Annotated in this window: 15 protein-coding genes and 1 CRISPR repeat array (1 of these 16 cut by a window edge); of the genes, 4 read left to right on the top strand and 11 right to left on the bottom strand. The window is 47.0% G+C overall.

Annotated elements, in window-relative coordinates; genetic code table 11:
• Nucleotides 1-8: 8 nt before the first annotated feature.
• The 11 genes from EIM92_RS11715 to EIM92_RS23695 form a co-directional block, all read right to left on the bottom strand.
• Nucleotides 9-1,412: an arabinan endo-1,5-alpha-L-arabinosidase gene (locus tag EIM92_RS11715; RefSeq protein WP_125085143.1), complete on the bottom strand. Its 1,404-nt coding sequence runs from the start codon at nt 1,410-1,412 to the stop codon at nt 9-11.
• A gap of 58 nt (nt 1,413-1,470) precedes the next feature.
• Nucleotides 1,471-2,313, bottom strand: coding sequence for a carbohydrate ABC transporter permease (locus EIM92_RS11710; RefSeq protein ID WP_125082781.1), 843 nt, complete (start codon nt 2,311-2,313; stop codon nt 1,471-1,473).
• 27 nt (nt 2,314-2,340) lie between these two features.
• Nucleotides 2,341-3,228, bottom strand: a complete 888-nt coding sequence (locus EIM92_RS11705; RefSeq protein WP_125082780.1) for a carbohydrate ABC transporter permease — start codon at nt 3,226-3,228, stop codon at nt 2,341-2,343.
• 120 nt (nt 3,229-3,348) lie between these two features.
• Nucleotides 3,349-4,728 (bottom strand): ABC transporter substrate-binding protein, encoded by a 1,380-nt coding sequence (locus tag EIM92_RS11700; RefSeq protein ID WP_425464202.1) that lies wholly within the window; start codon nt 4,726-4,728, stop codon nt 3,349-3,351.
• A 471-nt stretch (nt 4,729-5,199) separates the two neighbouring features.
• The gene (locus tag EIM92_RS11695) at nt 5,200-6,033 is read right to left on the bottom strand and encodes a carbohydrate ABC transporter permease (protein WP_125082779.1); all 834 of its coding nucleotides are present in this window, start codon (nt 6,031-6,033) and stop codon (nt 5,200-5,202) included.
• A gap of 3 nt (nt 6,034-6,036) precedes the next feature.
• Nucleotides 6,037-6,930 (bottom strand): carbohydrate ABC transporter permease, encoded by an 894-nt coding sequence (locus EIM92_RS11690; RefSeq protein ID WP_125082778.1) that lies wholly within the window; start codon nt 6,928-6,930, stop codon nt 6,037-6,039.
• Nucleotides 6,931-6,970: 40 nt separating this feature from the next.
• A complete protein-coding gene (locus EIM92_RS11685; protein ID WP_125082777.1) occupies nt 6,971-8,302 on the bottom strand; it encodes an ABC transporter substrate-binding protein in 1,332 nt (443 codons plus the stop codon).
• Nucleotides 8,303-8,628: 326 nt separating this feature from the next.
• On the bottom strand, nt 8,629-10,116 hold the full coding sequence (arfA, locus tag EIM92_RS11680; protein ID WP_125085141.1) for an arabinosylfuranosidase ArfA: 1,488 nt from the start codon (nt 10,114-10,116) through the stop codon (nt 8,629-8,631).
• A gap of 1,304 nt (nt 10,117-11,420) precedes the next feature.
• Nucleotides 11,421-11,576, bottom strand: coding sequence for a hypothetical protein (locus EIM92_RS11675; protein WP_164515092.1), 156 nt, complete (start codon nt 11,574-11,576; stop codon nt 11,421-11,423).
• A 59-nt stretch (nt 11,577-11,635) separates the two neighbouring features.
• On the bottom strand, nt 11,636-13,030 hold the full coding sequence (abnB, locus tag EIM92_RS11670; RefSeq protein ID WP_125085140.1) for an arabinan endo-1,5-alpha-L-arabinosidase AbnB: 1,395 nt from the start codon (nt 13,028-13,030) through the stop codon (nt 11,636-11,638).
• 528 nt (nt 13,031-13,558) lie between these two features.
• Nucleotides 13,559-13,747, bottom strand: coding sequence for an ABC transporter permease family protein (locus EIM92_RS23695; RefSeq protein ID WP_164515091.1), 189 nt, complete (start codon nt 13,745-13,747; stop codon nt 13,559-13,561).
• A 1,136-nt stretch (nt 13,748-14,883) separates the two neighbouring features.
• Between EIM92_RS23695 and EIM92_RS11665 the strand changes: the two genes are divergently transcribed.
• From EIM92_RS11665 to EIM92_RS11650, 4 genes are all read left to right on the top strand, one after another.
• Nucleotides 14,884-15,873: an ArsR/SmtB family transcription factor gene (locus EIM92_RS11665; protein ID WP_125082775.1), complete on the top strand. Its 990-nt coding sequence runs from the start codon at nt 14,884-14,886 to the stop codon at nt 15,871-15,873.
• A gap of 203 nt (nt 15,874-16,076) precedes the next feature.
• On the top strand, nt 16,077-17,075 hold the full coding sequence (locus tag EIM92_RS11660; RefSeq protein ID WP_125082774.1) for a substrate-binding domain-containing protein: 999 nt from the start codon (nt 16,077-16,079) through the stop codon (nt 17,073-17,075).
• The gene (locus EIM92_RS11655; RefSeq protein WP_125082773.1) at nt 17,065-18,975 is read left to right on the top strand and encodes a cache domain-containing sensor histidine kinase; all 1,911 of its coding nucleotides are present in this window, start codon (nt 17,065-17,067) and stop codon (nt 18,973-18,975) included. Before EIM92_RS11660 ends, EIM92_RS11655 begins: the two co-directional genes overlap by 11 nt.
• On the top strand, nt 18,975-20,213 hold the full coding sequence (locus EIM92_RS11650) for a response regulator (protein ID WP_125082772.1): 1,239 nt from the start codon (nt 18,975-18,977) through the stop codon (nt 20,211-20,213). Before EIM92_RS11655 ends, EIM92_RS11650 begins: the two co-directional genes overlap by 1 nt.
• A 108-nt stretch (nt 20,214-20,321) precedes the next feature.
• A CRISPR array of direct repeats spans nt 20,322-21,063; the repeat unit is 32 nt; unit sequence ATTTCAATCCACGCATCCGCGAGGGATGCGAC (it continues 1,175 nt past the right edge of the window).

Raw genomic sequence — 21,063 nt, 5'->3', positions numbered from 1 at the left:
GGGCCAGCTCAGCTCTCATTACGAGCCGTTTGCTTGCCCCAGATTGAAATTCCACGTTCATCCAATCCGGTAAATACTATGGTTTGAACGCCCTTCTCCCAATCCCACGAAGGGAGCAGTTGAACGCTCCAGTTGCGTCCTTCGCCTTCCTGAACATCATCCCAGGTCAATTTCAGCGTCCTATGCCCGTCGAATGTCCATGTCCCCTTACCACGTCTGCCTTCCAATTTCCCTTTTGGATACAAGGTGAGAGGGTCGGACTTTACCATTCCGTCAATAAAGGGATCGATCTCAATACGTTCCCATTCACCGGCAATAAGCGCTTCCGGGATGTCCTGCTCCATCTCGCCGGCATATCTCTCCGGCGAGACGACCGGCCATCCGTCCTCCGTCCACAAAATTTTGCGGATGTGAAGGTATGACCAATGCTTATCCGCCTCTCCACGGGCATGGTGAACGATATAATAATCATTTCCATCCTTAAGTACGGAATTGTGCCCAGGCGCGATCCATCCCTCATCCTCGCCGAATTTATATCCGCCGAGTATTTTATTGCCGACCTCATACTGTGGTTCGAATTCCGTATCCGTCATTTCCCGGCCATTATAATCGACATAAGGCCCAGTAATATTGTCCGAACGAGCTATTCGCACGTTGTAATCTTCGAATAAAGAGTCATAGGAGACGAATAAATAATATTTCTTGAACTTTTCGTTGTAGATAATATACGGCCCCTCTACTGCCCCATCTTCCGTGATAGGATCGCGTACGGCTATCGTCTTTCCGAATCCTTCTTCGAGTGGTTTTCCTGAAGAGGGATCAACCTCCATGATATGAATTCCCCCGAAGAAGGAACCATAGACCATCCACATGCGCCCTTCAGCGTCCGTAATAATATTAGGATCGATAGCGTTCAGTACATCCTCACTTCTCGTTTTGAGCACAGCCCCTTGATCAACCCAAGGCCCTTCGATCGATTTGGAGGTTGCCATGCCGATCATCGATTGCCTGCTCCCAAACGTAGATGCGGAATAATAGAGCCGATATTCATCACCGTGCTTCACGACATCAGGTGCCCAGAGATTGACTGCATCAGACCAAGCTTTCGCCTCTTCCGGAATACCTGGCAATGCGTAACCTACCCATTCCCAATGAATGAGATCCTTGGACTTTCGGACCATCACACCAGCTTTAGGCTCTCCGCCTACCTTGACATCAGTCGAGAATACATAGTAGCCATCTTCTGTCTTAATAATGCCGGGATCATGGGCATTATTAATCGTCCACTTCTCTTCCGCATGAAGCACAGACGTATCATACATCGCCGTGACCCCAGGGGGATCGGGAAATGTCGGATGGGGAGGTTCTTTGCCAGAGCATCCCATCGCACCAACAAGCAATAAAACAAACATTCCCAGCAACACCGCCTTTTTCGGATATTTCATTTTTCGCACCGCCCTGCTGCCCCGCTTATCCTTTGACGCCAGAAATCGCGACAGACTCAATAATTTGTTTCTGGAACACAAGGAAGATGGTCAGCACCGGCAGTAGAGCAATAACGGAAGCCGCCATGATAAGCGGATAATCCGTCTGTATGGCATACGTTGCGTTAAAGTTGGCAATTACCAGCTGCAACGTCATTTTTTCCGGAGAGTTCAAATAAATAATAGGTGCCAAATAATCATTCCAAATTCCCATAAACCATAAAATTAGCTGAGCGGCCACAGCCGGCTTAATCAGCGGAAATGTGATGACCGAGAACAGTCGGAAGTAAGAGCTGCCATCAATTTTGGCCGCCTCAATAACCTCATTCGGGATACTAATCAAATATTGTCGCAAGAAAAAGATCATAATGATGTTGCCAAATAAACCCGGGACGATGAGCGGGAGCAACGTATCGATCCAGCCCACTTTAGAAAACATCATAAATTGCGGAATCATCACCGCAGGATAAGGAATCATCATTGCTGACAGCAGCATAAGAAATATTTGGTTTTTGCCCGGAAATCTAAGCTTAGCGAACGAGAATGCAGCCAAGCTTGAGGTGAATGTGCCGACAACCGTTACGGAAACTGCTATAATTACACTGTTCTTAATCCCGCTAAGGAGCGGGCCCGCTTCCCATATTTCTAAATACTTGCCCCATTGGGGATTGCTAGGTATCCACACCGGAGGCAATGCAAATACGTCCATTTTTTGTTTAATAGAAGTAGATAACATCCATAGGAGCGGTGCAATCATAAAAATGGCCCCGATCGCCAAGACGATGAAAATGATCGTGTTCGTCAGTTTGATTCTAGTCGAATGAGACATATTCATATTCTCTCCTTTCCCTCATGCTCAAATATCAAAGGATGATTTTTCGTTCATTTTGAATTGAATCAGGGTCACAATAAATATGAATATGCCCAGAACGACTGCCATTGCGGAGGCATAACCCATCTGCAGGTTACTAAAGGCCTTCTGCCAAATATAGAACACGACGGATGCCGACGAGTATTCCGGCCCCCCTGTGGAAGTCATAATGTTGATCTCCGTAAAAATTTGCGATCCTCCGATAATGTTCGTTACTACGATAAAAAAGGTAACTGGTTTAACCATCGGCCAGGTAATATGACGGAAGGCAGCGAAACCATTCGCCCCGTCCAGCTCAGCCGCTTCATAATAAGAACGGGGAACGCTCTGTAGAGCGGCCAAATACAAGAGCATCGTATAGCCAAGGCCCTTCCACACCGTCATCATAATGAGGGCAGGCTTGACCGTATGCTTGTTCATCAGCCAGTTAGGGCCTTCAATGCCGAACAATTCAAGGAATTGGTTCACTAGGCCATAGTCCCCGTTGAACGCCCAGCTCCACATAATCGAAATCGCTGCTAGCGAAGAAATGACCGGTACGTAGTAAATCACCCGGAATGTCGTCGTTCCTGGTATGCCTCGATTTAATCCGAGAGCCAGCAGCAGGGCTAGGACAATACCAATCGGAATTCCAATCATCATGTAAATCGTATTGAAGCTTGCTTTATGAAACAGGTCATCCGTGAGCAAATCCTTGAAGTTGCTTAATCCTATAAAGTCCATTTGCCCCAGGCCGTCCCAATCCGTAAACGAGCCGTAAAATGAGTACGCTACAGGGAACAATGTAAATAGCAGAAAGCCCAGAACAGGAGGAGAAACATATAGCAATCCATATAATTTTTCTTTGCGATAGAGATTTGATTTGGTTTTCATGCGGTTCACCTCTATTTCGGATGCCAGAATGAAAATGATGCTAGTCCCTTAGTATAGTAACCACAGTGACTAACATCATTTTGCATACTGGATTAATACAATACTAAACTTGCAAATTCATTATTTTTTCTTTGATTTTTGCTCCTGTTCAATCGCTCTATCCAGCAATTTCTGCATTTTCGGCTGCTGCTGCTTCACATATTCCTCAGCCGTCATTTTGCCGTCAATCACAGGTTGAATGTCTGTAAAGAACAAGTTGTACCATTCGGCATTATAAGTGTAGTGACCTGGCAACACTCGGCCGTAATCTCCAACGATATCGAGGAACTCCTGTTTATTTGCCGGTTTAGTCGAAGTATCTGCAGCCCATTCCTCAGCCATGTCGATCAGGTTTGGAATTTGTACCTTAGCGTTAACTAGCATTTCCATGCCTTCCTTAGATGCCGTCAAATAGTTGACTAGTGCAACTGCCTCTTCTGGATACTTCGTTTTCTCCGAAACCCCGATTCCAAGCGAACCCGTCCAAGTGGCCGGCTTGCCTGTGGAACCCGCAGGGTAAGGCATCAAATCATATTCAAACGGAAGTCCTTCATAAGTACTCATATCCCAAGGTCCTACCGGGAAAAAAGCTAGCTCGCCTTTCATCCAACGCTGGTAGGTATCCAATGTTTGCGCATCTTCAGCGGAAGGTGTAATTTTGTGAACATTTTGCATATCAGCAAAGAACTGCAGCGCTTCCGCAAATTTCGGATCATCGATCGTTACTTTAGTTTTGGTCTCATCGATCCAGTCAGCTCCATTACTCCAAACAAAGGCTTGCAATGCCCAGTTCACGTTAAAGCCTGTTCCATATTGGTCGACCTTTCCATCCCCGTCGGTGTCCTTCGTCAGCTTCTTATTCACTTCGATGAACTCATCCCAAGTCATCGGAACGTCATTGTCCGGGAGAGGAATGCCCTCTTTCTCGAACATCGTCTTGTTATATCCTAAAGCAAATGGCCCAACGTCCTTTGGCATGCCATAGATGTCGCCTTGTCCAGCCATTTCTCCATCATAACGGTACAAGTCCACACCGTATTTCCAAATGTTATCAAGATTAATATCCTCGCTATAATTCAGGTAAGGCGTAAGGTTCTTAAGAATGCCGCTATTCACATAAGCTTTCAAGTCGCCTGATTCAAAATAGAATACGTCAGGCACCTTATTACCCGTGATCGCTGCTTTTAGCTTCGTGGCATATTGGTCTGCTGCTGTAACGACCATTTTTACTTTTACACCAGGATGATCCTCTTCAAATTTCTTGACGACTTCTGTATACGCTTTCTGTTCGTCGGTACCTCCACGATACATAAATGTCAATTCTTTCGTCTCTGAGGCTTTCCCTGAACCCCCGTTACCGTTTCCTGCTTCACTATTCTCTTTGCCTCCACAAGCCGCTAACACGGTAGAGAGGATGAAAATAAGCGAAACGAGCATAAACCAACTTTTTTTCTTGACCACCATAAACCCTCCTAATGAATATTGATTTAACACTATATTAAAAATATAAATGTTAACCCTGAACCAGTTTTAATTAAACTTAAAACATTTTTGCAAGACTTGAATGAATCCGCTTGCAAATATAAAATAACATATAGAATACAGATTGTAAACAATAAAATATAAATCTTTTTATAGTTTTATAAAACTAAACCTATTTTCGTCAAAGTTATGCTAAAAAAAACAATTAACACCCCCATTATCAGTCCTTAGTTTTATATAAATATATAATGTTTCAGGATTTTTTTCTATCTTTCATTATGAAAGTGTAATTTTTATCAATGAATCGAATATAGTATCTTTTATTTGCATTAAGGATTTATGCTTCTTTAAAATAAAATCCAGTGCATGGACATAGATTTGAACAAAATGAAGAAAAAGCACCTGACGGTGCCTGAAAAACGGAAATACGTCTTTCTTTTTAGCTTATATCTAGCCCTTCACTGCTCCAGCCGTCATGCCATCTATAAAATACTTCTGAAAAGCTACAAACAAGATAAAAATAGGAATAATCGAGAAAAACGAACCGACAATCAATAAGTCGTAGTTATTTCCGTAAGGCGTCAACAGCGTCTTCAGACCGATCGGAAGAGTGTATTTCCCGGCATCGCTGAGCACCATAAACGGCCAAAGAAAATTGTTCCAGCTGTTCATGCCGTTTAAAATCGCCATAGCAGCAAATGATGGTTTCATAACAGGCAATATTAATCTCATATAAATTCCATACTCCGAAGCGCCGTCAACCCTGCCTGCAGCAATAATTTCCTTCGGAACCCCTCTTAGATATTGCCGAAAGAAGAAGATCGTCGCGGCGCTAGCCACGCCGGGAAGCACAATGGCCGAATAGGAGTTCATCAGACCGATTTTGTTCGTCAGCGTATATAAAGGGAGCAGCAATATTTCAAATGGCACCATCATGATTAACAGCACGCAAATAAACAAGAAGTTCTTCCCTCTGAACTCATAGGCCGAGAACCCGTAAGCCACCGTCGCACTAACGAGCAAAGTCAGCACGACCTGAACGGTCGTCAGCAGCAGCGAGTTGAAGAACCAGGTAAAGTACGCATGGTTACCGGCGAACAAATATATGAAATTGTCAAAATTCATAACCGACAGATCGAGGCTCAAATTCAACCCGTAGCGAATCAAATCCTCGCCCGGCTTGAAGGAAGCAATCGTAACCGCATAAAAAGGGAGCAAAATCAATGCACACAAGCCTGCAAAAAGAACGAAGAGGACGATTTTGATCAAATTATCCCTGCTCATTCGTCAGTCCTCCTTCTTGAACATCCCAGAAAAGGCCAGCTGCGCCAGGTTGATGATCATCGTGATCGCCAGGAGCACAATGCCGACGGCCGCCGCGTATCCCAGGTTGTTCTTCTCGATTCCTTGCCGGTACAAGTAGCCGACGATCGTCAATCCAATGTTCTTCGGTGAGTTATTGCCGTTCCACAGCATCATGCTCTCGATAAACATCGCAAGGCCCGCATAAATACTGATCGTCAGCACGTAGATCGTGGTGGGCTTTAATAGAGGCATCGTAATCCTCGTCAATTTCTGGAAGGATGATGCTCCGTCCATCGAGGCGGCTTCATAGTATTCGTCGGGAATATTTTTGAGACCTGCCAGGAAGTAAAGCATATTGACCCCTGTCCATCTCCAAGTCGCTAGCGATACTAGCGCAACGAATCCGGTAACCTGCCCCTTCAGAAATTTGACCGGCCCGATCCCAAACCATCCCAGCACGCTGTTGATCAAAGAGCCTTCCATTTCTCCAAACATCAGTCTGAAGATCGTTCCCGCCACGACCACCGAAGTTAAGGCGGGGAAGAAGAAGGAGGATTTGAAAAAATCTCTCCCCCACATGAATTTATTGTTGATGAGTACGGCAAACAGCATTGGAAAAGGAATTAGAACGGCTAAGGTGAGCACCATGTACACGGCGCTGTTGGTTACGGCCTTAAGAAAAACGCCGTCGCCCATCAGCTTCTCGTAATTGCTGAAGCCGATCCAACTGGCTTCCTGCCCAAGCTGTATTTTTTGAAAGCTCATGCTGAAAGAGCTGCCCAGCGGATAGACCCAGAAGAATATGAAGACGAATATAAAAGGCAGCACAAAAACATAGGGAGCGACTTTTTGCGAGTAGAGAAATTTCTTGATCATCGCACTACTCCTTTTATGAATTTGATTGGGAGCTGCTTCACTATTTCAATTCCTGTTCAATTTGCGCTTGAGCTGCGTCTAGAGCTTCCTTTATATCCTTACCGTCTTCAAATATTTCGTTAAATGTGATCGTACATAGCACATTATTGATCGTTGGCGTTGCGGAAGTTGATTTGATCAGCTGGATTTCGCTCTTAATTTCATTCAAGACATCAAAGGGATTATTCTGGAAATAACGCACAAACTGATTATCCGGATCATGCGTGACGTCCTGCATCTCCCAGACGTCCATATTGACCGGATCGAAGCCTAATGTATTCCAGATTTCCTTGTTCGCGTCCAACGACAATTTGGCGAAGGCCAGGAAATCCTTGGCCAGCTGAACGTCCTTGGCCGTTTTTGTCACTACCGTTCCCGTGCCGCCACCGCCTACAGAACGGGGCATACCTTTCTCAATGACAGGGATCGGCGCAATTGCGATTTTCCCGGATAAATCCTTCATGTAGTTTGTATACCTCGACATTTGCCATAACGGCATAAAGGCGGTGGCATAGTTGCCCGCATTAAACTCGCCATAGGCTTCTTCCGTATCCGGCTGCCCTCCGGCAACCGTGGCTATGACATTGTTGTCCTGCAAATCTTTTAGAATCGCCATGCCTTTGGCCATGGCTTCCGAATTCACAACAGGCTTGCCAGCCTCATCCGTGAAATCGCTGCCTTGCTGGGCAAGCAGCATCGAGGCTTGCCAGGTTGCGCTTGTATCCGCGGTACCCATATATTTTCCAGTCGCTTCATACACTTTAATGCCCGCTTGCTTGAAATCTTCCCAGGTCTCAATCGTCTTGTAGTCAACGCCGGCCTGCTCCAGAATTTCGGTATTGTAGAAAGCGACTGAAGCGCCTACATGTGTAGGAACGCCATAGTTTTGGCCACCCTTACTGTACAAATCGACCCTGGACTTCACGATCGTACCTCGGTACGGGTCAATCACATCATTCAAAGGTTCCAACTGGGGAGTACCCGCCAGGAAGTCTGGGAACTTGCCTAGCTCAATATCCGCGATATCCGGGGCCCCGACCCCCGTCTGTACTGCGATCGATAGTTTATTATGCATGTCATCATAAGGCATTACTGTCACATTCAACTTGATTTGCCGATCCTGGTTGGCCTCGTTCCATTTTCCAAGCATCTTCTCAAAATGTTGACCGTGTAGCTCCACGAATGTCCAATAGGACAATTCCGTCGCCCCTTCACCTGCCCCAGCGTCGAGAACCGTACTATCCCCTCCCGTGCTTTGGGGCGATTGTCCACATCCAAATAACATCAGTGTCATTGACATTGCAACAAGCACAATAAACCATCTTTGCTTCATAACTGACCTCCTTAAAAAATTTAGTTTTTAAGTGCAGATCATAGAAGTAAATGAAGTTAAGCATAAATGTAGTTGCGTAGTTGCGTAGTTGCGTAGTTGCACAGTTATGCAGTTTCGCGGATACGCGGATACGAAGTTACGCAGTTCGCGGTTATGCAGTTACACAGTTATGCAGTTTCGCGGATATGCGGATACACGCATACACAGTTTCGCAGATATACAGTTACGTAGCAGTTATGCATCAACTAAATCCGGCGGTTATGGTTGGTTATACCAAGATCCGCTGGCTATGCTATTTTCGGCATACCCTTGCATGGCTATCTGTATTAAGCCTTTTTTAGCCGTATGACATTCCAAGAAGCTTTGGATAGACGAGTATTCACGTAACCATCCTGACATGTGGCATTGCCCCGATTATGTGGTTTCACTTTCTCTTCTTCGGCGGTATTTACTGCCTTAAGATCGTCGTGCTCGAGCACAATATGTTCTGCCACCCGGTAACCTTCAAATCCACGCACATCACACTCTAGATTCAGCGATTCCTCCAAATGACGATTCACAGCGAAGATCGTTAGCTCATCCTCCGCTTCGTTATAAACAATGGCACTGTCCAAATAAGGAACATCCGTATAATCCTGTGCATCATAGACCGGGGATTCGACGACCGGCTGCAGTGAAATACCACGACCATAAATCGAAGCATGTAAATAAGGATAGAAAATCGTCTGCTTCCAAGCTCTTCCGCCATTCTCAGTCATAATCGGTGCAATCACATTGACCAATTGGGCCATGCAAGCCATTTTCACCCGATCGGCGTGTCGCAGAAGTGTAATCAGCATGCTGCCGACGAGCAAGGCATCCTCGAAATTATAAATATCCTCCAGCTGCGGCGGCCCCACAGTCCACGGCTCGATTTCCCTGTCCTGTTGATTGGAGTGGTACCATACATTCCATTCGTCAAAGCTTAAATACATCGTCTTCTTGCTGCGCTTCTTCGCCTTAATGTAATCGCAGGTGGCAACTACGGTGCGGATAAAATGCTCCATATCCATCGAACGCGCAAGATAATTAGCCGTATCATTGTCTCTGTTGCCGTAGTATTGGTGCAACGAGACGAAGTCAGCCACATCGTAAGTGTGATCTAGTGTTATCGCTTCCCATTCCGGGAACGTCGGCATAGATGTGGCGGAACTGCCACAGGATACGAGCTCGATGTCAGGATCAACCAAGCGCATCGCTTTTGCCGTTTCATAAGCTAAGCGTCCATACTCCACCGGCGTCTTCTGTCCGATTTGCCAAGGGCCGTCCATCTCGTTGCCAAGACACCAGGTTTTAATCTTATGCGGTTGCTCATAGCCGTGACTGCGGCGCAAATCGCTCCAATAACTGCCTCCGGGATGGTTGCAGTATTCTAATAGGTTTCTGGCCGCGTCCACGCCCCGAGTACCAAGATTGACCGCCATCATCACTTCTGAGCCTACATCCTTCGCCCAGCTCATGAATTCGTTCGTTCCTACCTCGTTCGGTTCTAGCGCTCGCCATGCGAGATCGAGTCGCTTCGGCCGCTGATCCACCCGCCCAACCCCGTCTTCCCAGTTATAGCCAGAAACGAAATTTCCACCCGGATAACGAATAATAGGCACATTCAACTGCTGGACAAGCTCTTTCACATCTTGACGAAACCCTAAATGATCTGCGGTGGCATGAGATGGTTCATAAATCCCCCCATAAACCGCTCGTCCTAAATGCTCAATGAAGGAACCGTAAATACGTTTGTCTACTTCCGCAATCTTGAATGCTTTGTCTACGACCATCCGTGCACTTAGCTTTGTTGCTGACCTTGACGTTGTGGACAAGTTATTCACCTTCCATTTCAATTAAACATAAAATGTTTTTATATTACTTTAATGAATCCGCTTGCAAATATAAAATAACATATAGTATTTGGATTGTAAATCATTAAACTAAATCTTTTTATAGTTATATGAAACTAATCCTGTGCCAAGCAGATTTTGGCATCGATAGCCGGTACATCCCTTTAATTTATCCTATTAATTTTATATAAATATATAATATATGCGTTAATATATTCATATTTTTTAACACCTAGAGGAGTTACGCGATTGTGTGAATGCGGTGTTGTCGATTGACTGATCGGTTGGTTGGTTCCGGTGGGTGGATGGGTGGTTGGGTGGATGGCCGGTTGGGCGGTTCCGGTGGGTGGTTGGGTGGATGGTGCACTAATTGACTGATTGGTGGTCGGATGGTCGATTGACTGATTGGCCACCTCTCATATAGCAGAATACCGCAACTGGGGGCTAGTGACTAACATTTTCTCGCACTCGCATAAGGCTAGATATAGTTACGTGTTTGGGCACGTTGGCATGATCAATCGTACCGCGCGCAGCTCCCAGCGCGCGGTGCATTGCTGCATGACGGCGGTCGGTCGAATCGTTGGGCAAGGTAAGTCATACTCGGTGTGGAATGGGGTTAGAGGGTAGGACGTAGCTGCGGAGCGAAATGTAACCTGGTGCTCGAGGGTAGATACAGGGCGGGATGAACTCGACTAGTTGGACATATTCAGGAACTAGCTGTAAGAGCTAGCTGTATTTAGTACATTTATTTTTGTGTTGCCATGGTCATTTTTGCAAACTAACTGTATTTCCTACATCTAGAACATGCCCTAAACGCCTTCCTCCCTCTAAATGTCCATTCTAAATACAGAAAATACAGTTAGTTGTACATTCAACGCTAAAAAGTATCATTCTAAATGTATGAAATACAGTTAGTATAAATCGAAATCGAGTGCCTTATTTCAGGCGATCCCCTTTTAAAATTAGCCAGTACCTCCAACAACGAAGACACTATTCTGCGCTACTCTCCAGCGTCTCTAGCGTCTCCAGCTTTTCTCCATAGGTTCTATAAACACTTACACGATCAATAAGCCCTATAACTGCAATAAGCCCTTGACCAATTTGGTCAAGGGCTTTAGCAGAATATTAAATTGGATACGATAACTAGCCCTTTAACATCATTTAGGCTGGTCCTCAAAAGCCACACGAGCTACTACTGCATCTCATACAAGCTGCTTCCTGCATTACCACGCAACCTGATCCTCCTACACATTTCGTACCGCGCGCAGCTCCCAGCGCGCGGTGCATTGCTGCATGACGGCGATCGATAAAGCTGCTTCCTGCATTACCACACAACCCGCTCCTCCTATACCACCGCAAGCTATTGCATCCCCATAGAGCCTGCTTCTCCAGCGCGGCACATGGCCTGCTCTCCTGTAACTCACTCAAACTATTTCATGTCGAAGTGGCCACGCGTAGCCTACTCCTTCAACCCCACGCGGCTACCCCATGCGGCTTCTCCGGCTTCAGAAAGCGCTGAGAAAACGATGACGTTCTGCATCGTTCCCCCATCCCACTGACGCAGGAACCCGCCGCGAAATACGCTGCCGTCCAGCTTCAATTCCAAACCATGATCGCCGATGAAGCGCCATGTGCCCGTCTCGCTCCCACTGACCTTGCCGTCTGCCCCAAGATGAATAATCGAGGACGCCTTGACCTCCGCAGTAATGTCCTTGCCGTGGCGGACGAACTTGTAATCGCCGACCAACTCGGCCGCTTCATACGCTCCAATCGTTTCACCGCTATAGCGGTGAGGGGCAACGACCGGCCAGCCATCCTCGTTCAGGAACATCTGATGGACGCGCACCTCATGACTCTCCCCCCGGTTCGGGAACCGGGTATGAAAGATCAGATAATACTTCCCAGTCGCTTTATCATAGTAGGCGGAATTATGCCCAGGAGATACATAGGCCGTACCCACCCCGGGCGTCTCTCCTTCCACATAATCGAATTGCACATTCCCCATCAGCTTCACGCCATAAGGCGCGATCGCCTCATCGTCAAAGAATGTTCCCGCCGGACCGCCTACGCCGGTCATGTCATGACCCTCGGCATCCTCAAACGGGCCGTCAGGCGCTTTTGAGCGTACGACGCGAATATTGTAGCCCCCAATGGCATCAAGGCCGCCGTAGGACAGGAACATATAGTAATAATCCGTCTCCGGGCTATACAGCATATAAGGCCCTTCGATACGACTATGATTTGCTCCAAGCAGCTTCTTGCCGTAACCCTGATCTGGGTAAGGGAACCCGGTCTTGGAATCCATCTCCAAAATATAGATGCCCCCGGAATAAGAACCGTAGACCATCCACAGCTTATTTTCTTTATCGAAAAATACATGAGGATCCACCACATTCGGATGAACGGTGGCATCATACACTGTACCGTCCTCGCTCGGCTGCCCCCACATCCCCGACTTGAGCATTATACCCAAATCTTTATACGGCCCCTCGACATGATCCGCAACCGCGACGCCCATCGCCGACAACGGGGAATCCCCCTTGCAGGCGTTATAGTACATATAAAAGCGCCCATCCGGCAGTTGAATGACGTCCGGCGCCCAGAGCGTATTGCTCTGCGCCCATTCCAGCGTCTCCGCCAGCTCGGTAGTCACATTAGGAATCAAGGGATTCCCATCGTGCACGCCCGAAGCAATCTGCGTCCAATTCATGAAATCAGTCGTCTTCGCGGCAGCCAAATGGGATCCGAAGACATAATAAGTATCTTCCACCTTAATGACGGACGGATCATGAACCGATGCGTTTTCAAACTTCGGAGCCTCATCGGCAACCTGTTTCCCCGTCTCTGCCAGCATTTTTCCGCCTCCTTCAACAGCTCCTGAAGTAGTTCCCAGAGCAGCCCCAGCAGCCCCTTCAGGCAAACCGGATAAAGCCTGTTCACTGCAAGAGGTTAATAGCAGCAAGGCTGTCAATCCGATAGCTAGTTTTATTTTCAATGATAACCCTCCATTTCAATTGTAGCATGATTTATTCTCCAGCGATTCCCGAACGTTCGACACTCCCCACAAAATGACGCTGAACGAACAAATACATGATCAGGATCGGAAGTATCGTTAAAATAACCGCGGCCATCACTTGATTAAGCTCTGTCGGTGCATCCTGATGGAAGTGGACGACATTTGGAACATCGTCTCTGCTGCCTGATTATTCGTGCCGTAAAACACAGCCATCCGCTGCGTCAGATTATAGAAGCTTGGTACCATCAAATACGTATTCGGCTCAAGCTGTCATTCCAGTGCCAGGCGACCGAGAACAAAAACACGACCAACATGGACGACCAACGTGGACGGCTTCGCCAAAGGAAACATGATGTTCCAATACGTTCAAAACGGGCCGGCCCTGTCGATTCTCGCCACTTCCTCCAGCACGCTCGGCATCCTTCTATAAAACTGGATAAAAATCAGCACGAATATCGCGCCCTTGAGCCCGTGCCCAAATAAAGACGGCACAACAAAGGGTAGATGCGTATTGATCCAGCCCAGATCGCTAAAAAATAAATACAACGGAACCACGATGCGGCACCTTGATTGATCCCGGGGTATTCAGCCATGAACGCCGCGCCCACTTCATCGAACACGGTCTCGTTAAAAGCCCATACCGTTATTTCCCCGGTAATATCTTTACTCGGTAAATCAGCATTCAGCTGAGCCTCATCAGTTGCCCCTCAGCAGCATTCTCAACTCTGGCTGAATTATTGCCAGACGACACAGCATTCTACCCAGATACATTCGTCTGTGAGCTGCCATCACCATAACCCGATAAAACCAATGTGAATACTACTATTAGTGCTAAAAATAGCCCCAACGTTGTTCTATTCATGAAACTGCCTCTCAATCATTATGGAATAGATGAATACATTCACTTTTTGTTTTGCTATCTAGGTTTTTGTTTTGTTATCTAGGGTGCTTTTATGTGTAGAATGGTGACTGAGTATCTAGGAAAGGTATAATTAGATGCGCTATTTTCGAAGAAAGATATGTTTTAGACATGTTTTTCCCGAATTGCAGAGTGAATTAATCTGTCAAAATCCGCCTGAAGAAGGGAACCGTACCTTACCGCCATTGCCTGATGATGTGTCGGCAGTAATGAGCCGGGCTCTTTGCTCTGGATCTATTCATGGAAATCGAGCCGGTCTGTTGAGCAGCATTTTTATAGCCTGCATGCAGCTGGCCATTCATCCAAGGCCTGGTCATTCGCTTTCTATTGTAGGCATGATTAGGTGCAGGCTGTCACCGCAAACCACGCATTTCTTCTGTGACGGTCGTTGTTGCATTTTATTACCCCCTTGTTTCAAGTAATTATGAACTGATTGCATTTTTTCCAAATGAATCCGCTTACAGCTATAAAGTAGCATATAGAAAACTCATTGTAAACATATCCATATAAATCTTTTTATGTTTGCATAAAATTATTCCGTCCAAAAACCGATATATTTAATAAAACTCGCCTTTTGTCGTCTTTTCACTGACTCACTTATAGGTAAACTTTATATTAATATAAAATAATATCACATTATTATGTAAAAATTTGTCTCATAATGCATTAATATTACATTATTTAATTAATTGCTTTCATTTTTAGAATTGTTGGTTTATAATTATTTGAAACAAACGGAATGAAATTATTTTTTCGGAGGCTGGTACGGTAGATGATCTATATTAAAGATCTAATGAGTGGGATCGATATATTCAAGGCTTTAGGCTCGGAAATTCGAATTCAGATTCTCGAGCTGTTAGCAAACAATCAGTCCTTGAATCTGAATGATCTGGCTAACAAGCTTAATTTGAGCAACGGGGCTATCACGATGCATATTCGGAAGCTCGAGGAAAGCGGGCTTATTGAAATCAATACGACGGTAGGCAAGCACGGAATTCAGAAAATTTGTTATTTGAACAAAGATAAGCTGATGGTCGATCTACGCAGCAAGGATGTCGAAAATTTATATGAAGTCGAAATTCAGGTTGGGCACTACAGTGATTACCAGGCAGTTCCTACCTGTGGATTAGCGACCAAAGACAGCATTATCGGCGACTTTGACGACCCTCGCTATTTCGCCGATCCGCAGCGCATCGATTCAGAAATCATTTGGCTTGCTGACGGATTCCTGGAATACCGGATTCCTAATTATTTGAAGCCGAATCAAACGTTCCGTGAAATTCAATTCTCAATGGAGCTGAGCTCGGAAGCACCTGGTTTCAACGATAATTATCCATCCGACATCTATTTCTATGTCAATGGAATCGAAATCGGTTCCTGGACAAGTCCAGGCGATTTTGGTGATGCACGGGGAACCTTCAACCCTGACTGGTGGCCGCCCCATTTGAATCAGTACGGCATGTTAAAGCTGATCCGTATCAATCACGAAGGCAGCTTCATTGACGGATGCCGTATTTCAGATGTTACGATCGACCAGATCCAGTTGGATTACAAGAGCGAGCTGACCTTCAGAATCGCAGTCACCGACAAGCCGGTCAACAAAAGAGGGTTAACCATTTACGGCAAGCATTTCGGCAACTACAGTCAGGACTTGCTCGCGCGGGTGCTGTACGATGTGCACGAAATCGAAAACAAAGAATCAAGGGCCAGCAAAGAGAGCAAGCAAGCAGACGAGGCGGAAAAGGTCGCGATAAAGGAGTAAATGGGAGGATGGTGTCACCTAAACATAGGACGTAATTCAGCCTTGGGCTGTCTTTAGCCGCAGAGAGATTTCTGCGTTAGAGACGGCCTTTTGTACGTTGCAGTACATTACAAAGCTACGCTACTTAAAGAATAAGGGATACATTTCGGCAGCATTTCGTAGTATGATGTTGTCCAAGCTCAAGTTATGAAAGGGGTTTCAATGTGAAAAAGATTTGGATCGTATACTTACTACTGATCGGCTTTTTCCTGCTGTATGTGTTGGATTACAGATCTCAAAGTCAGCTTAATGAACAGTGGAAGACCGCTGGCTTGCGCGGCGAAATCGATGAGAAATATGTGATGGTCACCTTTCAAATGGGGATCGATTATTGGAAAAGCAGCTTAAAGGGCTTTGAGGATGCGGCACAGGCGCTCAATGTATCCGTGGAATACCGTGGCTCGACGCAGCGTGACATCCATGAGCAGATCACCGTGCTGGAGCAAATCATCGCCAAAAGGCCTGCCGGCATCGCAATTTCAGCCATACACCCTGTCGACTTGACGGAAACGATCAATAAGGCGGTCGATGCCGGTATTCCTGTCGTCCTCTTCGATTCCGACGCCCCTGGAAGCAAAGCTTATTCTTTTCTAGGCACAAATAATTATTCCTCCGGGGTCCGGGCAGCGCAAAAAATGGCGGAGCTGACGAACGAAAGCGGTCAAGTCGCCGTCGTCACGACACCGAACCAACAGAACCACCAGGAAAGAACCGACGGATTTCTAGCGACGATTCAGAGGGATTATCCTGAAATGAAAGTCGTTGCCGTAAAAAATGGCAAAGGGGATCAAATTTACTCCAGACAATCGGCAGAGGAAATTTTGCAGGACTATCCCGATATCGCCGGCATTTTTGCCACGGAAGCGAATGGCGGTATCGGTGTAGCTGAGGCTGTACGAGAAAATGGCCGAGATCAGCGGCCAAAAATTATTAGCTTCGACACCGACAAAGGCACGCTGGATCTCGTGAAGAACGGGGATATTTCCGCTACTATGGCCCAGGGCACCTGGAATATGGGTTATTGGTCGCTCCAGTTCCTCTTCTCCCTGGGACATGATCGGAACACCGCGCAAATCGCAGGCATGCCCCCCGTTCCCGAACAAGTGGATACCGGAATTACCGTAGTGACGCGGCATAATGTGGATGACTACTATGCGAAATAATTTTAAGTCAGCGGGAATACGTCACTTGTCATTTAATAACTTACCGATTCGCTATAAGCTAATCATCCACTTTTTGCTGATCAGCATCCTTCCGTCAATCGGCCTCGGGTTCCTTATTCACTGGACGGTGGATCGTGTTCTGGATCGCCAGGTTACGAACAACACGCTACAGCTCATCGGTAAGGTCAATGAATCGTTGGAAACGTATGTGGAAAATTTGCAGAACATGACATTCCTTGTTGCCTTCAATCCTGATGTCCAGCGTTTTCTGGAGTCCGATCGCGAACTGGGTTCCTTGCAAGAGTCTGCCCAGGAGGAAGATCATTACGATATCCGCAAATTCCTGCAGGGTTTCACGACGCTTCACTCAGAAGTCGCCGGTATCATGATCGTCAACAGCGACGGCAAATATATCAGCAACGAAATGTATGCACGGACGGAGAGCGACTTAACTCGCGAGTCTTGGTACCAGGAAGCCGTCCGCAATAAAGGGATATTCAAAATCGTCGGCCATCCGAACGAACGCAATGTCACAAATCATGTCAACTATAAGAACAGTGAGGTCGTTTCGGCGGTAAGAGCGATCCTTGATCCCGATACGCAGCAGGTAAAAGGGGTCGTCCTGATCGATCTGAAGCTGAGAGTCATTGCGGAAACGGCACAGGACGTCCGACTTGGAAAAACAGGCTACCTTACGGTCATCGACAGCAACGGCGAGCTCATCTACGCTCCTTCCGACCCGTACATTGAGCATATTCCACTGGAATGGCTGAATAAAGATAGCTCGGGCACGCATTCCCATCAGGCCGACGGACGTAAGCTGCAGTTCATCTATCGGGTATCCCCGTTCACAAATTGGACGACGGTCGGCGTGTTCGCTACCGAGGATTCGATTTTAGAGATACGGGAAATACGCTTCTATGTCGTCAGCTTCGTGTTTGTCGTCTGCCTTCTTGGGATGACAGCCTCCTTCTACCTGGCTCATTCGATCTCCAGACCGATCGGGCAATTGATGTCCTTTATGCAAAAGGCACAATCTGGAGATTTAACAATCCGATATTGGGGCGATCGTTCGGATGAAATCGGCTTGCTGGGCCGCCGTTTCAATGAAATGCTCCTGCAGATCAATCGGCTCATTTCCTTGACCGAACGGCAGGAACAACAAAAGCGCGAGGCCGAGTTAAGCAGCCTTCAAGCGCATATTAAACCCCATTTTCTATACAATACGCTGGATACGATTCACTGGGTGGCCCGCCGCAAAGGCGCCGTAGATATCGCCGAAATGGCGGAGTCGCTTTCAAAGCTGTTCCGAATCGGACTAAGTAAGGGTAATGTCATCATCCCATTATCCGATGAAATCGAGCATATTCGCAGTTATTTACAAATCCAGCATGTGCGATATCAGAATAAATTAGATTATGTGCTGATGGTCGATCCGGCGGTTCAGGAGCTTAGCGTGCTGAAGCTGATCCTTCAGCCAATCGTGGAAAATGCCATTTATCATGGAATTAAAGAACGCCGCGGGCCGGGATTGATTGAAGTTGAAGCTAAGGAACAAGGAAGTAATTTAGTGATGACGATTCGCGATAACGGCAAAGGCATGACAGAAGAACAGCTCTCGAAGCTTCATCGCGCTCTGGAACAGGTGGTTAGCTCCGAAGCTGAGCCTGGTGCCGGTAGATCTCCTCGGGAGGATTGGGCGAATCAAACGGCCGGAGCCGTGAGGCGGGGGCAAGAGACAAAGGGATACGGCATCTTGAATGTTCAGGCCCGCCTGCGACTTACCTTCGGCGACAAGTATGGTCTGAGCCTCGCCAGTACGTTAGGCGAGGGAACTGTGGTAACGGTAACCCACCCGCTTATACGGGACGAGTACAATCTAAATGGAGTTGATCGTTGATGATAAAAGAGAAGTCGCTTTCCACAGAGTATTGTTGGAAGGTGCTCATTGCCGACGATGAATTCATCATCCGAGAAGGCATTCGAGAAAGCGTCGATTGGGAGCAGCTGCGGCTGAATGTCGTCGCGGAGGCCGAAGATGGCGAAGAAGCGCTGGAGCTGGCACTAAAGCATCGAGTCAACATTCTGCTTGTCGATCTCAACATGCCAATTATGGATGGAATCGAGCTGATGAAGCATATTCGCAAAGCATTGCCTGATTGCAAAATCGTTATTATTACCGGCCATGATGAATTCACCTATGCCCAAACAGCAATCCGCCTCCAGGTAAAGGACTATATTCTGAAGCCCGCCAACCCGGCACAACTGGAAAAGGTACTGCGCCAGGTTAGGAATGAGCTAGAGGAAGAGGCGATTCAACAGCAGCATTTACAAACCGCCTCCCGGCAAATTACAAAGAGCTATCCCCTGCTGCGGGAGCGCTTCTGCCAGGAATGGATGGAGGGCAGCATGACGGAGGAGGAAATTGTAGAGCAGCTGGCTTTTCTCCAATTGCCCGTGACCACGCCGAGCCTGCTCGGCATGATTCGTCTGCGTGAGTCTGCAACTCCGCAGCCTCTGATGAAGGAGAGTGAGCGCCAGCTCTATCTATTCGCCATCGAGAACATTGCCGCCGAGCTGCTCTCCTCCTATCCAAAAGTTATTTTTCGAGACCCGTTTGGCGTCATTGTCGTACTGCTGTGGAGCTTCTCAGCCGATGGCGATTTCCACCAAATTGAATCGTCCGTGCGGACTTACTTAAAGGTGCCTGTCGACATCCATCTGGCCGAGGGGGAAAATGGCCTTACTTCCATGCCTGCCGTCTATCGCAAATGCAAATCCACTGTGCTAAAGGAAACCGCCATTTCCCCATTGGTGCGCAGAGCCAAGCAGTATATGCTGGAGCACTACGGCGATTGTACGCTGACCCTGGAATCCATGGCCCAGCAGCTTCAAACCTCTCCGGTGTATTTAAGCCGGATGATCAAGCAGGAGCTTGACGCTTCGTTCAATGGCTACCTGACGCAAATCCGTATTCGTCGGGCCTCCCAGCTGCTCAATGGCACCGATCTAACCATCGCCGAAATCGCCAGGCAGGTCGGCTACGAAACACAGCATTATTTCAGCACTGCGTTTAAACGCACCACTGGAACCTCCCCCTTACAATATCGCAAAGGAGGCGCTGCTCAGGATGAGTAGCGCCTTGTTTTTGGAAGTGAAATTTTAAGATGTCCATGGTACCTAACAAAATTTAAAATCCTAGTAGTAATGAAGGAATCTCTTCCTGTTGGCTTAAAACGATTAGTAATTTCTACCCACGTATCCGCGAGGGATGCGACGCTGACCTACTATGTCGATCGTACTCGGGCAACCATTTCAATCCACGCATCCGCGAGGGATGCGACCTCCATGCCTTTTGGTGCGTTAGTCAGTCTTCGATGATTTCAATCCACGCATCCGCGAGGGATGCGACATCGTTAACGAGGAGGTTTTTGTCATGGCTCAAAATTTCAATCCACGCATCCGCGAGGGATGCGACGAGAACTTACCATATTAGCAGTCGTTGCTGCTATATTTCAATCCACGCATCCGCGAGGGATGCGACCACAGTGATGGATGATACAAACCAACCTTTTATCATATTTCAATCCACGCATCCGCGAGGGATGCGACACAACAAGAAACGGAAGGTGATACGCAATGTGGGTTATTTCAATCCACGCATCCGCGAGGGATGCGACCAATGCATTTATTTCAAACCACGCACCGCCACAACATTTCAATCCACGCATCCGCGAGGGATGCGACATGTAGTTCTTTCTCCAGATGATATTCCGACTTTGATTATTTCAATCCACGCATCCGCGAGGGATGCGACTGCCCAGCAATATTCACGGTCAAATTCAATGATTCTCATTTCAATCCACGCATCCGCGAGGGATGCGACAGGAGTTGAACCACCTTGACGGTATCTACAAGCGCAATTTCAATCCACGCATCCGCGAGGGATGCGACACAGAAGTCATTGCTGATAGTGTACGCTTCCTAA

This window comes from Paenibacillus lentus (assembly GCF_003931855.1).
In the GTDB taxonomy this organism is placed as follows: Bacteria; Bacillota; Bacilli; order Paenibacillales; family Paenibacillaceae; genus Fontibacillus; species Fontibacillus lentus.
The sequence above is the reverse complement of the archived record's forward strand: the minus strand, read 5'-3'. Positions and strand labels throughout refer to the sequence as shown.

Bases quoted from the DNA above. Each gene is read 5' to 3' on its own strand.
- EIM92_RS11715 (WP_125085143.1), bottom strand. From the start codon at position 1,412: ATGTTTGTTTTATTGCTTGTTGGTGCGATGGGATGCTCTGGCAAAGAA.
- EIM92_RS11710 (WP_125082781.1), bottom strand. From the start codon at position 2,313: ATGTCTCATTCGACTAGAATCAAACTGACGAACACGATCATTTTCATC.
- EIM92_RS11705 (WP_125082780.1), bottom strand. From the start codon at position 3,228: ATGAAAACCAAATCAAATCTCTATCGCAAAGAAAAATTATATGGATTG.
- EIM92_RS11695 (WP_125082779.1), bottom strand. From the start codon at position 6,033: ATGAGCAGGGATAATTTGATCAAAATCGTCCTCTTCGTTCTTTTTGCA.
- EIM92_RS11690 (WP_125082778.1), bottom strand. From the start codon at position 6,930: ATGATCAAGAAATTTCTCTACTCGCAAAAAGTCGCTCCCTATGTTTTT.
- EIM92_RS11685 (WP_125082777.1), bottom strand. From the start codon at position 8,302: ATGAAGCAAAGATGGTTTATTGTGCTTGTTGCAATGTCAATGACACTG.
- arfA (WP_125085141.1), bottom strand. From the start codon at position 10,116: ATGGTCGTAGACAAAGCATTCAAGATTGCGGAAGTAGACAAACGTATT.
- abnB (WP_125085140.1), bottom strand. From the start codon at position 13,030: ATGCTGGCAGAGACGGGGAAACAGGTTGCCGATGAGGCTCCGAAGTTT.
- EIM92_RS11665 (WP_125082775.1), top strand. From the start codon at position 14,884: ATGATCTATATTAAAGATCTAATGAGTGGGATCGATATATTCAAGGCT.
- EIM92_RS11655 (WP_125082773.1), top strand. From the start codon at position 17,065: ATGCGAAATAATTTTAAGTCAGCGGGAATACGTCACTTGTCATTTAAT.
- EIM92_RS11650 (WP_125082772.1), top strand. From the start codon at position 18,975: ATGATAAAAGAGAAGTCGCTTTCCACAGAGTATTGTTGGAAGGTGCTC.